The following is a 13,945-nucleotide window of genomic DNA, read 5'->3' as shown; positions in this document are numbered from 1 at the left end:
GGGTACGGCCAACGGTCAGCCTGCTCCGCGGCACCTGTTCTGACCTGTTCCGACCCGGCAGTGTGCACTGATGGGCTCGCGTGATCACGTGTCGCGAGTTCGTGCTGTCCAGCCTGAGAGCGACCGCAGTCGGGGCAAGCGCGCTCATGGCATGCTCACAGGGATGGTGCGGCCGTGGGCGGTGCCTTCCACGGCGTCCACGTAGACCCGGACGACATCCGCAACCGGGGCACCGACAGCCGGATCCATGCCCAGGCTGAGGAGGGTTTCGCGCACCCAGCCGGGGCTGACGGTATTCAGGCGAACGCCGCGCGGCATCTCGGTCGCCGCGGCATGCACGAACGCCTCCAAGCCCGCGTTGACCAGATAGCCGAGTGCGCTCCCGGGGACGGGCTCGACGAACTGACCGCTGGTGAGTGTCACGGATCCGCCGTCCCGTAGGTGAGCGAGCGCTCGCCGGACCAGGTTGACCTGCCCGACGAGTTTTCCTTCGAGACCGCTCCAGAAGTCCGCGTCCGACTGCGCATGCAATGGTGTCAGGCGGCCACTCGCGGCACAGCACACCACCCCGTCCACTTCGCCGACTTTCGTGAACAGGGCGGCAATCGTTGTGGCATCCTCCATGTCCACCCGCACCGGTCCACGGCGTGACGCACGCACTACCTCATGGCGCACCGCCAACTCATCGGCGACGGCGCTGCCGATGGTTCCCGTCGCACCGATCACAAGAATTTTCATCGCGTGTCCGTTTCATCTGGTCCCGATTGTGGATGGTTCGCAGGGAACGAGCTTGCGACGGTTGGCATGCCGGGCCCAGCCCCTGCCGGATGCACACCTGTGGTGACTACATCTGACAGGTACACGCTCGACGGCCGGGGATCCGCGACACTGGTACGTATGAGCACACACGCGGAGCTGGGCGAGTTTCTGCGGTCGAGGCGGGCACGGCTGCAGCCGGAGGACGCCGGACTTCCCGCGTACGGAGGACGCCGCCGAGTGCCGGGCCTGCGTCGAGAGGAGCTTGCCCAGCTCGCCGGGGTGAGCGCTGGCTACTACACACGTCTCGAACAGGGGCAGAGCCCCAATGCGTCGGACGCCGTTCTCGACGCCGTCGCCCGAGTCCTGCGCCTGGACGAGGCTGAGCGTGCTCACCTGTACTCTCTGGCCCGGCCGAAGGCGAAGACCCGCCGCCGGACCGTCAAGCCCGAGCAGGTGCGGCCGGGGGTACGACTCATGATCGAGTCGTTCGGGGACGTGCCCGCTTTGGTCATGGGACGCTTCGTCGACGTCCTTGCGTGGAACCCGATGGCACACGCTCTGCTGGCCGGCCACCGCGACTTCGACGCGCCGAACCGCCCCAGCGACCGTCCCAACATCGCCCGCATGTTGTTTCTGGACCCCCACATGCGTGAGCTCTATGCCGACTGGACTCGTAAGGCTCGATCTACCGTCGCAGACCTGCGGCTGATCGCGGGACAGCATCTCGGCGACCCCGCTCTGAGCAACCTTGTCGGCGAACTAACCCTCGGAAGCCCCGAGTTCGCCAAACTTTGGGCCGCGCACACGGTGGGTGACTGCGGCGGCGCCACACGCACCTACCGCCACCCTGTCGTGGGCTCCATGGCGCTCATGGTCGAGTTCATGGCCCTTCCGAACGACGAGGGGCAACGTGTGGCGGTGTTCAACGCCGAACCAGGCTCACCCTCCGAAGCCGCCCTACGAATCCTCTCCGATCTGACCGCCACCACTTCGCTGGTCGACGCACCACCGGACATCCCGGCAGATCGCCTTCCTACCCGAGGCTACGAACCTTGCGTTTCCGGTTCAGGGGCGGAATCGACGGCGGCCGGTGGCGGCTAGGGCTCGCAGAGTGCGGCCGAGCACGTTGGTGCGGAAGTTGGTGTATGGATACCAGAGGAGGTGGCGCTGGAGCGGGATCGGGGCGCGGGGTTTCGTGACCGTCTGGGGGCGGCAGTATTTGACGATGCCGTCGGCGCCGCCGAGGCGGCTGCCCAATCCGGATTCCTTCCAACCGGCCATGGGTGCGGCGAAGAAGAATAGGTTGGCGTGGACGTCGTTGATATTCACCGCACCCACGTCGAGCTGGGCGGCGACGCGTTCGGCATGCCGGATATCGCGGGACCACACGCTGGCCGACAACCCATAGGTGGTGGCATTGGCCAGCCGCACGGCCTCACTCTCGTCGCCGACACGGACGACGGGGATGAGTGGGCCGAAGGTTTCCTCACGCAGGCAGGTCATTGTGTGGTCGACGTCGACCAGCACAGTAGGTTCCACCCATCGCTCAGCGGGTTCTGTCCCACCCCCAGCGAGCACTCGGGCACCGGAAGCCGTCGCGTCGGCGAGATGGCGGCTCACCACCTCGAACTGCTCGGCAGTCACCAACGAACCGACGTCCAGGTCACGCCGCAGGGAACGGACATGCACGGCAAGGGTTTCCACGAACGAGTCGTAGATCTCGTCCATGACGTACACCCGTTCGACCGAGGTGCACATCTGTCCGGCGTTGATCAGCGCACCCCAGGCGATGCCGTGGGCGGCCAGTTCCACATCGGCGTCGGCGAGCACGATCGCCGGATCCTTGCCGCCGAGTTCCAGCCCGCACGGGATAAGCCGTTCGGCACACCGCTGTGCGATTTTCCTGCCGGTCGCGGTGGACCCGGTGAACTGGACGTAGTCGGCTTCGTCCACCAATAGGCGCCCGGCGTCGTCACCTCCGGCGATCGAGGTGAACACCGGGGGCGCACCGATTTCCGTCCATCCTTCGACGGCGGCGACAACCGTGTTCGGAGTGGCCGGCGCGGGTTTGACCACCACTGCGGCCCCTGCGAGCAATGCTGGGATCGCATCGAGGAGAGATAATCCCAGAGGGAAGTTCCACGGCGTGATCACTGCCACCACCGGGTAAGGACGGTGCAGGACATCGACGCGTTTGACGGCGTTGAGTAGATTCGGGGGCGCGGGATGCCGAGTACGCAACGACTTTTCGGCCTGCCGACAGTAATACTTGATGATGTCGATCGGAACGGTGACTTCGACCTTCGCTTCCACCAAGGGTTTCCCGCACTCGGAGACGAGCGACTCGGTAAGACGATCGGCGTTGTCCAGCAGCCAGTTCGCGTATCGACGCACCCAGCGCACACGACCGGTGACACCGAGGGATTCCCAATCGGATTGCACCACACGCAGTTCGGAGACGCACTTGGACACATCGTTGAGTTCGCTGGACATGTCAGACCCTTTCAGTTGTCGGTAGTCGCTCATTGCGAGGGAGCGTCGGTACGGTCGAAGTCGTCCGCCTCGATCCAGGAACAGTGGAAGCCCACCGGAATCCGGATCGGCAGCACGATGGTGGCGACGGGTTCACCGGCGAAGTCCGCGGCATGCAGCCAGACTAAGTTCGTGGTGTCGGCGTTCGGGTCGTGCTCGTAGTACGCCACCCATCCTTCGTTTTCTCCCGGCCGGTCCGGATGCGGAACGAAGACGGGTTCGGACGCGGCGTGACCGGGTGGTAGTCGGCGTACCAGCGGTTCTCCGGTGCGGAAATCGTGCCGCAGCAGCGCATGCGGGTGGTAAACCGGCGCGTCGGTCGCACCATCTACCGTAAGGGCATAGTAGTGGCGCATCGGTTGGCCGATCAGCCGCGGGTCGCTGCGCGGCAGTTCGTTCGGACGGTCGCCGATCTGATCGGCGGTGGCAACGCCCCGCGTCAGATCGACGGTCCAGCGCCACAGGTGCCCGCGGTTGGCGATCGGGTCCTCTTCGGCGCCGTCGAAGAGACGGTCGTAGCAGATTGCCGTGAGTTCGATATGCGCAGGATCCGGCTCATGGGCTCCCACCATGTGAAAGACGAACCCGTCCGGGATGTCGAACCAGCGCAACCCACCCTCGACACCCGGCCTCGGTAGCACGCCCAACCGTGTCCGATGCCCGTCGTGCCACGTATAGGGGAGGGCTCCGCGAACCGCTGCCTTGACGCTGAACCGCACTGGCGTGTCGAAGAACAGGACGTAGCGTGGCGTGAGGGCGATATCGTGCACCATGGGCCGGCCGTCCAGCGGGACGCGTTGGCGATGGCAGACGGTGCCGTCGGGGGTGAGCACCAGGTATTCGGCCCATCGGCGAAGCGCCGAGTACGCCAAGAGGTGAAGCTCTCCGGTCACCGGGTCGAGCTTCGGGTGAGCGGATACGCCGTGTTGTAAGCCGCCGCCGAGGTCGGTGTACTCCATCGTCTCGAGCGTGCTACTGATGCGCGCTGGCAGACAGCCGGTTTCCACCAGGGCGAGCAAGAGTCCGTTGTGGGCGATGACGTTGGTGTTGACGGTGTCGATCGGAAAGTGCCGCGGTCCGGGTGGCCGGCGTTCACCGAGAGCCCTGACCACGCGGCGGGAACGCACCCACCGGTTACGGAACCAACAGGCACCGCCGTCCCGGATGCGCACGCCGCTCACCATCCCGTCCTGGGCGAACCAGGAATACCGTTCGAGCGTCGAGTGCTTCGGTGGTTGCACGGGGTTGGGGCCGATCTGCGTGAACAGGCCGTCGAGTTCTGCGGGGATCCGGCCTTCGACCGGCAGATCGAAGGCTGTGACCTCGCGGTCGACCGGAGCGAAGGCGCCTTGCAGGTATGGGCTGACTGTGCCGGCCGGGCTGATTGCAGTGGACACGGGTAACTCCTCGTGGCGTCGGGATCAAGCCCGAATGGCCTGCCGCGCACGGCGTTTCGGGTATACCGCACGCAGTCGAGCGTGGGCGGCGGGGTCGGTGGTGACTATCAGAGCGTTGGTTACCAGCAAGGAAGTGATGAGGAAGAACACAATCTCTTCGAACGGTAGTCCCAGGATCTCGATCCCGTAGGTCGAGGCAGGCGAGATGTGCCAGACGCCGGCACCGATGGCGATACGGTCCGTCACACACAGATAGACAAGCAACGGAATCAACGTCCGCACTCGCGTCCAGCGCTGGGACATCAGGAGATCGGCCCCGACGGCACACTGGAGAGCGAGCGGTGGGGCGAACCACAGCAGCGTGACGCCGAGATACGTGCCGTGTCGGTCCACCAGCACCAGGCCGAGACCTGCCACAGCGGCTGCTGCCCAAGCGATTGCGAAAGACACCCGCCAGGTGCGATGCGGTTCGCGAGGCGGCGGCTGGCCTGTGCGTGCGAGATTCCACGTCGTCCACAGCCCCACGACGGCCGCCTGAGCGGCCATGAACGCGAACTCCTCGTACGGAACCCGGAAGAGGGCGGCGACGTATCGCCCCTGCCCGTACGACCACACCTCATGCCGGATGATCCAGCTGTCCCATGGTGCGGTCCACACCCAGGCCGTCGGTATGAGTAGCGCCAGAGTGGGTGGACCGAACCGCCGCAGCGAGGTTCCTGGTTCCTGGTGCCGTAGCGCGCGGACTGCCAGCGTTGCCGTGAGCACCAGCGGCGGCAGGAGGAAGATGGCGAGGAACTCGAAATATGTCATGGGCGCGCCTCCCAGGTGCGCCGGGCCCGCGCGTAGGCGGGCACTGCGATTCGAAGCCGTGCGGGCAGACCGACTGTGACCCGACGGTCGAGCACCTCGTATCCGGTTTCTTCGATGGTCTCCAGGATCCCGCTGTACAGGGCGTAAGCCGCTTCGATACAGGGTCGGCTGGAAGGTGGCAGCATTGGAATGCCACCGACGGCATACGCGTACAGTTTCCGCGTGCGGTCGATCTCGTACCGCAGCAACTCGCGAACAGCGCGGCTGGTCCTGGTCCGAGCAAGATCGGAAGAGGTGACGCCGAATTGCTTCAGGTCCGATGCCGGCAGGTAGACACGGCCGCGAGCGAGATCCTCGGCGATGTCACGGATGAAGTTGGTCAGCTGGAATGCCTCGCCCAACGCGTGGGCGCGCGGATATGCCTCGTCATGCATGGGCCCGAGGATGGGAACCATCTGCAGCCCGATGACTGCCGCCGAGCCGTACATGTACCGGTTGAGGTCCTCGATCGTCTCGTAGGCGCTTACTGTGAGGTCGGCCTCCATCGAGCTGAGGAACGCCGTGACGTGCTCGATCGGAATGTCCCAGCGCCCCATTGTGTCTCGCAATGCCATCGTGACGTCGTCGGCCGATCCGTTTCCGTCGGTGAGTGCATCGAGCACCTGTCGTGACCAGCTGGAGAAATGGGCGGTGCGACTGGCGGCCGATTCGGTGTCGACGATCTCATCGGCAATGCGCGCGAACCCGTACAGTGCATGCACATACGGCCGCTTCCGCGGCGGCAGCAATAGGGTCGCCAGATAATAGCTGCGCCCATGGCGGGCGTGCAAGCGGCGGCAGCGTGCGTATGCTTGCCGCAGTCCGGGATCGGTGATCCCTGCGGCGTCGAGGATGCGGCGGTCGGTGCGATTCATCGGTGCCTTCCCGGCGCGGTACGGGCGAAGGGCGCCGGGTCGCCGCCGCAGACGGTGGCTGCGGTGAGTGCGAGGGCCGGTCGGAGGGCCTTCCCTGATGCAGCCGGTGTCGGGGTCCCTGCCGCGTCCCACCCGAGATGGTAGCCGGCCATCCGGCGCAACGGATCGCCCAGCAAATCCACCGAAGCTTGCAGGACTGGCTCGATCAGCGCGCGGACACGGACCAGTACCTCATGTGCTGGCAACTCTCTGACCGGTGGATCTGTTTCCGTGGTCGGCATTGCAATCACCTCCGCCTGCCGACCATTTCGATCTTCGGGGGTGCGGCAGCAACCCGGATCTTAGCCTCGATCCACCGACACGGCGTAGTGGTGTGGTGGCGGCCGKTTTCGGCCSCCACCACGGTTGATCGGCTGGTTTTGGGTGTGGGGTAGCCGCTGGTCTGCCCAGCTTTTCCACTTCGATGTCGGTTGGGGCTGTCTGGGCCGGGATGGTCAGGTGGTGGCGGGTTGTGGTGGTGTGTGGCCGATTATGTTGTGCCACAAGGTGAGCCAGGAATCACTCCAGGGCCAGCGACTGGGTAGGTGCAGGATCGGTCGGCGTTGCGGGCGCGCGAGCCGAGCGGGGATGTTGACGATCTTGCGGCGCAGGGTGGCGCCGCGTGCGCGAGTGTGCGGGCCGCCGGCGAGGGTTCCGACGGCACGCAGCAGGTTGTGGGCGATCGCGGCGCACAGTACCCACGCGGAGTTAGCGGCGAAACGCCCGGAAGGGATATGGGCCAGCGGCCCATCGATAAGGTCGGCGAACACGGTCTCGATGACGGCGTGTTTACGGTGGGTGATGTCGGCGTCGACGGTGGACTCGGTGCTGTTGGTGAAGAATGGGTGATACCGCCAGACCGGGAACAGTGCGTCGGGGTAGCGGGCGTCTTTCACGCGGCGCACGATCAGACGGGCCGTAGTGCGGTCTTTGGTGGAAGCGAAAGCGGTATAGGCGATTTCGGCGACCTCGGCGTCGGAGATCCATTCCCCGGTGTCGGGGTCGCGGACCGCGCCCGGGTATTTCACCGGCGTCCATTCGTGGTCGTCGGGTATCGAGTCGATCGCCTTCTTCACAGCCGAGTTCTGGGTCATGACCAGCGAGAACTGCGCACCACCGCGCAGCGCTGCCCGCACCACCTTGCGGGTGCCGTAGGAGGAGTCGCCACGCACCACGATGGTGCCGGTGGCTGCCGCCTTGCGGGCAGTGCCGATCGCCGCGGTGACCATTGACCCCGCGCCCTTGCCGGAGCCGGTCTTGCCGGCGCGTAGCCGCATCCCCGCGATCACCGGGGCGGCGAGGTCGGTGCCGAGTATGGTCACCAATGGTGAAAGTCCTTTACGGAGCACCTGTTTCCCCGCGATCTTGGTGTGGCCGTAGGAGGCGCCCTGCTTGTGGTGGCCGTAGACCGGTCGCAGCAACGAGTCGATATCGACGAACACCCTCGTCTCGGCGCCGGGCAGCAGATCAGCGCGGTCGGCCAGGGTGCACAGATGCTCGCGCAGCACCGACTCCAACTGCTTGGTATGGCCGAAAGTGAACTCCCGCAACAAAGTTCCCACCGTCGAGGGCGCATACACTCCGTCGAACAACTCCGATCACAACCTTGTCGGACAACATGCTGGTCAGGCCGGTTTGTTCGGCCAATGTCATCACCGGAACCAACCCGGCCACCGACACAAGGTTGTCGTCATCGAACATCGCCGAATCCTCGGCGAACGTGTGGAACAATCGCACTGAAAGTGYCTGCCYGTCCTGGTCTTGATTGCTGCGTGAGAACATTAATCATCCCAGTTCAGAGGRCACTTTCGCTATTTCAACACACCTCTACCCGCAGATTACGTCGGTGGATCCAGGCTAAGCGGTCGAGGTAGGCCTGTTCGCTGGGCTGGGCACGCACCGCCGCGTCGGCCAGCGCCGCCCAGCCCAGCCACCGCGCGGCACTGTACATCTCCTCGCGGTACCCCTCGGTGGTGCGCACGATCCGCACCCCCGGCCGCGCCAGCCAGCGCGCGACCAAGGCCACTTCTTCCGGTGCGGCGCCGCGCAGCGGAGGAGCATCCGCGGGTGAGCCGGGCGCCGCGTCCTGCTCGAGGCGGGCGATCCTCGCGAGAGACTGCGTAGCGCAGTGTGCGGACGCCTCGTCGAGCTCGGCATTGACGAAATCACCAGCGGGGATGACGGTTTCGGCGGCGGCGACTATGTGTTCCACGAGCGGCATCGGCGGAACGCCACGCGGTGCGGTACCGGAACCGGCAAGGCGCCCGTAACGGATGACCGCGAACTCCCAACCGCCGTTGCCGTCCGGATGGGCCGCGATCAGCTCGGCGACACGCGCCACCGCGGCGAGCCGCTGGGTCCGGTGCAGCGCGCGCACCACCGTGACGGCACGGTCACGCAAGCGTGCGGCGGCCTCGAAATGTTCGGCGCGCGAATGACTTTCGAGGCGGTCAAGGAGAGCCCGCAGCGGTGCGTCGGAGCGTCCAGCGAACAACGCGCGCACCGCTGCCGCCGCGGGAGCGTATTCCGCCGTATCGAGCCGCCTCCCCTCCGAGCCCGCCGGGCACCCGCCGACGATCGCAGGCGGGCAGTCGTGGACCGCGCGCGGAGACAGCCGCGTCGTACAGGTGCGCAGACCGGTGAATTCGGCGACGATCACCCCGAGCTCTGTGGCGTCACTACGAGAGTTGAACGGCCCCAGTGCATCCCGGTTGGGATCCCGGACCACCGAGAACCGAGGGAAGGGCTCGTCGGTCAGGGTGAGCCACCACGCCCGCTTCGGGAACTTCGACCTCCGGTTGTACGGCGGGGTGTGCGCGACCAACAGTCGCAGCTCCCGCACCTCCGCCTCGAGCGCATGCGCGCACACGACATGGTCGACCCGAATCGCCAGCGACACCATCTCTTTCATCCGGCCCCTCGTCTCCGAACCGGTGAAGTAGTTGCGGACGCGACGGCGCAGGTTCACAGCCGTCCCTATATAGAGGACTTCGTCGGAAGGTCCGCGGAACAGGTACACACCAGGGGCCGCGGGTAGATCGGCGGCGAGGAAGCGCTTGGAGCGCTGCCGGGGCGTGACGCCGGGGAGATAGTCGAGCAACTCGGTGAGGCTGTGCACACCCTGGTTGCCGACGCGGCCGATCAGTGCGTGCAGCACGTCGACGGTCGCGCGGGCGTCGTCCAGGGCACGGTGGGTCGGCTGAGTGGTCGTGCCGAGCAACCGAGCCAACGAACTCAGCCGTACCGAGGGCGCCTCGTCGCGGCCGAGCACACGCCGGGCCAGCTTCACCGTGCACAACACCTGTGCGACGGGCCAGGGAGTGTCGCACTGAGCCGCGGCGGCACGCAGGAAGGCCATATCGAACCGCGCGTTGTGCGCGACGAGTACGGCTCCCGCGGCGAACTCCAGGAAGCCGGGCAGGATTGCCTCGATCCGGGGCGCGGCATAGACCATCGCGGTGGTGATACCCGTGACGTGCACGACCGCGGGCGGAATCTCTCGTCCCGGGTTGACCAGCGTCGCGAACTCGCCGAGCACCTCGCCACCGCGCACCTTCACCGCTCCGATCTCGGTGATGCCATCCGTGCCGGGACTGGTCCCGGTGGTCTCCAGGTCCACGACCACAAAGGTGGTGTCGTAGAGGGGTGTGTCGAGATCGTCGAAGGCCAACTGCTGTGCGGTGGCCTTGTGCGGCGCGGGGTCGGACACGGCGTGCAGCGTAGAGCCCCGGTACGACAGGAACGGGCACGCGCTGGACACCATGAAATATCGAATTACTCCATGGTGATTTCGCCCGGTTACCCGCTGAATGATCTAGTGATATCCCAAAGTGATACATATCACATTGTAGGCAAATATGTATCAGACATCGGGGCGTGTCCCGCTGTGCACGTGCCGCCTTCCCCCGCCCAGGAAGCCGGTTGCGACTAATCGGCGCCAGGGCGGGCAACCACCCGCAGTAGCCATCGACACAGGGCGATGACCTGGAAAAATAGTCTATGGCGCGACACCGGAGGGCGGCCCGTCTCGCCAGGCGCCCACCGGAGCGCCACACGCCCACTCCCCGATATCGACTCATCGTTATCTTTTCGTGATTGCTGGGACATATCTCACATCAAATAGCCGCGAAATCAGATGGTCGTCCGCATTTCGGATTCCGATGGCTTTACAAACCATCGTGATGCGTTCGTAATCTTTTCGAGACCTCACGGAGTCCGTCGCACCGACCGGTACGGCGCCGACGAAGTCCGCGGCACCACCGGGTGCGGCGTCGTGAGGCAGATTGGGAGTACCGCATCATGACGACCAACACCGTCAAGCGACAGGCTCAGCGCGCCGTTGCCGCCGGGGCCGTCGGCGCTGCCACCATCGGCGCGTTCCTCTTGCCCGCCACCCCCGCATCGGCCCAGCCGGTGACCATCCCCGGCGTGGGAACCATCGAGGTCCCGAACGAGATCCAGATTCCGCAGGGCATCCCGGGCCTTCAGCTGCCGGCTCCGGCTCCGCTCCCGTTCTTCTCCCCCAACCGAGCGGCCGGTGAGGTCGCCCTCGACGCCGCCATGAGCAAGGTCGGCGCTCCATACGTCTACGGCGCCGCAGGCCCGGACGCGTTCGACTGCTCCGGCCTGGTGCAGTGGTCCTACCGACAGGCGGGCATGGAGTTGCCGCGCACGAGCGGCGCGCAGCTCGCCTCCGGTGCCCCGGTGTCGCTGAACGACCTGCAGCTGGGCGACGTGGTCTCGTTCTACGGTGGCGGCCACTCCGGCCTGTACGCCGGTGACGGCAACATCGTGCACGCGTCCACCTCCGGAACGCCCGTGCAGGTCGCACCGATCTCCTCGATGCCGGTAGCCGGCGCCCGTCGTTACTGAGAAACCGCTGCTCAGGCCATGCGCAGCGGCCCGAGGGCCGGGACGGGTGCGTGATCGTTTCGCTCTCTACTGGACATCGACCTGCGCCGTTCCGTAATCTAATCGAGACCTTCCCCCGATTACCCCGGGGTCGCGCATCGCAAACCTCCGGCATCGGCGAAGGTCTCTGCGTCGGTTTCACGAGAGATCGCTTCACGAGAGAACGGGGCACCGCGGGTCGTGGTTGGACATCACCGGAGACATCGCACGAATCGTCTGGTGGCAGGCACCCTGGCGGCCGCGGCCCTGGCCACCGCCCTCTACGGTGGCGGTCCCGCCGGAGCAGATCCGGTGGCACTACCCGCGACGGCCACCGACGCCGTCCAGCAGATGATCGATCTGTCTCATCAATCCGAGCAGCTCAACCAGCAGGCCCTCGCCGCCCAGGCCGACCTCGACGCGAAGCTCGCGGTCCAGCGCGACGCCGACGCCAAGCTCGACGCCAGCACCGACATGGTCAACCGTGCTCGCGACGAGGTGCGCAGGTACCAGCCCGTCATCGACCGCACCGCGATCGCCGCCTATCAAGGCGCGCGCACCAACCGGCTGTTCGCGGTGCTGGTCAGTGACTCCCCGCAGCAGTTGCTCGACCAGATGTCCACGCTGGACGTGCTGTCCGCGCAGACCTCCGAGCAGCTCGACCATTACAAGAAGGCCACCGACGCCGCCCACGCGGCCGAGACGACCGCGCGGTCCGCCGCCGACGCCGCCCACGCGGCCGCCGAGAAGGCCGACGCAGTGCGCATCGATCTGGAACGCAAGCGCAGCGACCTCGGCGGCGCCATCGCCCAGGTGGTGCAGGCGTGGGGCGCGCTGTCCACCAAGGACAAGTCGGCGCTGGCCGGCTCGCCGTTCCCGCCGGGCTTCGACCGCGACACGTTGCTGCAGGGCCTCGTGCCCGGCAGCGGCACCAGCGCGCTGGCCGCCGGGCTCACCCGCGTCGGCGACCCCTACGTCTGGGGCGCCACCGGCCCGAGCCAGTTCGACTGCTCCGGCCTAGTCCAATGGGCGTTCAAACAGGTCGGCAAGAACGTGCCGCGCACCAGCTCGCAGCAGGCCACCTACGGCACACCCGTCGCCGAGAAGGATCTACAGCCGGGCGACGTCGTGTTCTTCTACTCCGACATCTCGCACGTCGGCATCTACGCGGGCAACGGACTCATGCTGCACGCCTCCACCTTCGGCGTCCCGGTCGCCGTAGCGCCCATGGGCTCGACACCATTCCATTCGGCTCGGCGATACTGACGTCGTGATCGAGACCCGGCGCACAGCACCGCCCGGATCCTGGGCGAGGCGCGGTTGTGAGCGAGCGTCAGCGAGTGAACCGAGGGCACCGGGCGCGGCCGCGCACGACGGAACCGAGCGCCGGCGAGGCGGAGTCGTGAGTGGCATGCGGCGGCTGCGCGACTGGTGGTCGGCGCGGCGGCGATTCGAATTCTGTCTGACCGTCGGGATGGTGGTGCTGCTGACCGTGGTCTGCCTCGCACTGCTCATGCTGCCGAACTCGGTGCTTCCGAAACTGCGGGCGGCGCAACCGGCCACAGCCGACACTGTCGGGCAGGTCGCGGCCGCTGATCCGCGGCTGGCCGAGGTACGCCGCATCGTCGAACCGTTCGGACCGATTGTCGCCCGCCCGGTGCCGACCGGCGACGGACAGCAGTCCCTGGTGGTCGGTCATCCCGCCCAGCGGATCGAGATCGACATCCTGGAGCGTGAACTCGCCGCCGCCACGACCGCGGTCACCGACGTATGGGGCCAGGACTGGGCACAATCCGCACTGGTGGTCGTCGCATCCTCCCCTTCGGAATTCGCCGCCCTGGTTCGCGCGGGCAGCCTCTTGCCCTCCGAGGTCGCCGCCGCGTCGGTCGCCGACCCGATCGCGCCGGGTACCCGACCCACCGGCCAACGCGTCGTCTTCGGCCCCGACACGGGCCGCCGCCTGGATCCCGAGGGTCTCGCGACCCTGTTGCGCCACGAACTCACCCACATCGCGGCCCGCGCCCAGACCGTCGACGGCGCACCCCTGTGGATGCTGGAGGGCTTCGCCGACTACACCGCCCACCACGGCCGGGGTCATCGCTTCGCCGACGTCGCTCCCACCGTCACCGCACACGCCAGCGCCCGCGACCTTCCACAGGACCTCCCGGCCGACTCCGAATTCTCCGGTCCCGATGCCGCCTTCACCTACGAAAAGGCCTGGTCCGTCTGCGCCTTCGTCGCCGAAAAGTACGACCAGCCCCACCTGGTCCAGCTCTACCATCGAATCGCCGCGGCCAAGCAGGACACCACCGCCGAAGACCGCATCCTGCGCGAAGTCCTCGGCACCACCCGCCCAGACTTCATCACCGACTGGCGCTCCTGGCTCCAAGCCCGAACAACCTGACCCGCCGACCGCCCCACCAACCCGCCCCGAAAACCAACGCCCGCTCACCGCAGCTCCAGCCGGTCGGGGGCGAGTGTTACAAGCACCGTTCACGACCTGGCATCACGGCGGTCGCGCCGACTCGAGAGGGTTGCCGACGCCGCCGACCTGAGGCCTTGCGTCCAAGCGGCCGAGGCACGCGACGCAGTCACGGCTCTTCT

10 protein-coding genes and 1 pseudogene are annotated in these 13,945 nt (G+C 66.6%); 4 read left to right on the top strand and 7 right to left on the bottom strand.

The features are described from left to right. Positions 1-144: 144 nt before the first annotated feature. Positions 145-738, bottom strand: a complete 594-nt coding sequence (locus tag AB4Z47_RS23210; RefSeq protein WP_441953462.1) for a short chain dehydrogenase — start codon at positions 736-738, stop codon at positions 145-147. A gap of 159 nt (positions 739-897) precedes the next feature. On the opposite strand from AB4Z47_RS23210, the gene AB4Z47_RS23205 reads away from it, so the two are divergent. Next, positions 898-1,860: a helix-turn-helix transcriptional regulator gene (locus AB4Z47_RS23205; RefSeq protein WP_441953460.1), complete on the top strand. Its 963-nt coding sequence runs from the start codon at positions 898-900 to the stop codon at positions 1,858-1,860. On the opposite strand, the gene AB4Z47_RS23200 is transcribed toward AB4Z47_RS23205, so the two are convergent. The 6 genes and pseudogenes from AB4Z47_RS23200 to AB4Z47_RS23175 all read right to left on the bottom strand — a co-directional run bounded on the left by AB4Z47_RS23200 (position 1,825) and on the right by AB4Z47_RS23175 (position 10,160). Then, complete coding sequence (locus tag AB4Z47_RS23200; RefSeq protein WP_441953458.1) at positions 1,825-3,252, bottom strand: aldehyde dehydrogenase family protein; 1,428 nt, start codon at positions 3,250-3,252, stop codon at positions 1,825-1,827. The genes AB4Z47_RS23205 and AB4Z47_RS23200 overlap by 36 nt on opposite strands. Before the next feature lie 29 nt (positions 3,253-3,281). After that, positions 3,282-4,688, bottom strand: coding sequence for a carotenoid oxygenase family protein (locus tag AB4Z47_RS23195; RefSeq protein ID WP_441953456.1), 1,407 nt, complete (start codon positions 4,686-4,688; stop codon positions 3,282-3,284). A gap of 24 nt (positions 4,689-4,712) precedes the next feature. Next, positions 4,713-5,498, bottom strand: coding sequence for a lycopene cyclase domain-containing protein (locus AB4Z47_RS23190; protein WP_441953454.1), 786 nt, complete (start codon positions 5,496-5,498; stop codon positions 4,713-4,715). Continuing rightward, positions 5,495-6,412, bottom strand: coding sequence for a phytoene/squalene synthase family protein (locus AB4Z47_RS23185; protein WP_441953452.1), 918 nt, complete (start codon positions 6,410-6,412; stop codon positions 5,495-5,497). Before AB4Z47_RS23185 ends, AB4Z47_RS23190 begins: the two co-directional genes overlap by 4 nt. Positions 6,413-6,906: 494 nt before the next feature. Next, a pseudogene (locus tag AB4Z47_RS23180) lies at positions 6,907-8,188 on the bottom strand (IS1380 family transposase). Positions 8,189-8,267: 79 nt separating this feature from the next. Further along, on the bottom strand, positions 8,268-10,160 hold the full coding sequence (locus tag AB4Z47_RS23175) for a DEDD exonuclease domain-containing protein (protein WP_441953450.1): 1,893 nt from the start codon (positions 10,158-10,160) through the stop codon (positions 8,268-8,270). Positions 10,161-10,750: 590 nt separating this feature from the next. On the opposite strand from AB4Z47_RS23175, the gene AB4Z47_RS23170 reads away from it, so the two are divergent. The 3 genes from AB4Z47_RS23170 to AB4Z47_RS23160 all read left to right on the top strand — a co-directional run bounded on the left by AB4Z47_RS23170 (position 10,751) and on the right by AB4Z47_RS23160 (position 13,745). Continuing rightward, positions 10,751-11,323, top strand: coding sequence for a C40 family peptidase (locus tag AB4Z47_RS23170; protein WP_441953448.1), 573 nt, complete (start codon positions 10,751-10,753; stop codon positions 11,321-11,323). A 258-nt stretch (positions 11,324-11,581) separates the two neighbouring features. After that, entirely contained in the window at positions 11,582-12,607 is a 1,026-nt protein-coding gene (locus tag AB4Z47_RS23165; RefSeq protein WP_441953446.1) for an NlpC/P60 family protein, read from the top strand. 145 nt (positions 12,608-12,752) lie between these two features. Next, positions 12,753-13,745, top strand: coding sequence for a hypothetical protein (locus AB4Z47_RS23160; RefSeq protein ID WP_441953527.1), 993 nt, complete (start codon positions 12,753-12,755; stop codon positions 13,743-13,745). Positions 13,746-13,945 lie beyond the last annotated feature (200 nt).

It is taken from the genome of Nocardia sp. 2TAF39 (assembly GCF_052114905.1).
Lineage (GTDB): Bacteria > Actinomycetota > Actinomycetes > Mycobacteriales > Mycobacteriaceae > Nocardia.
The sequence above is the reverse complement of the archived record's forward strand: the minus strand, read 5'-3'. Positions and strand labels throughout refer to the sequence as shown.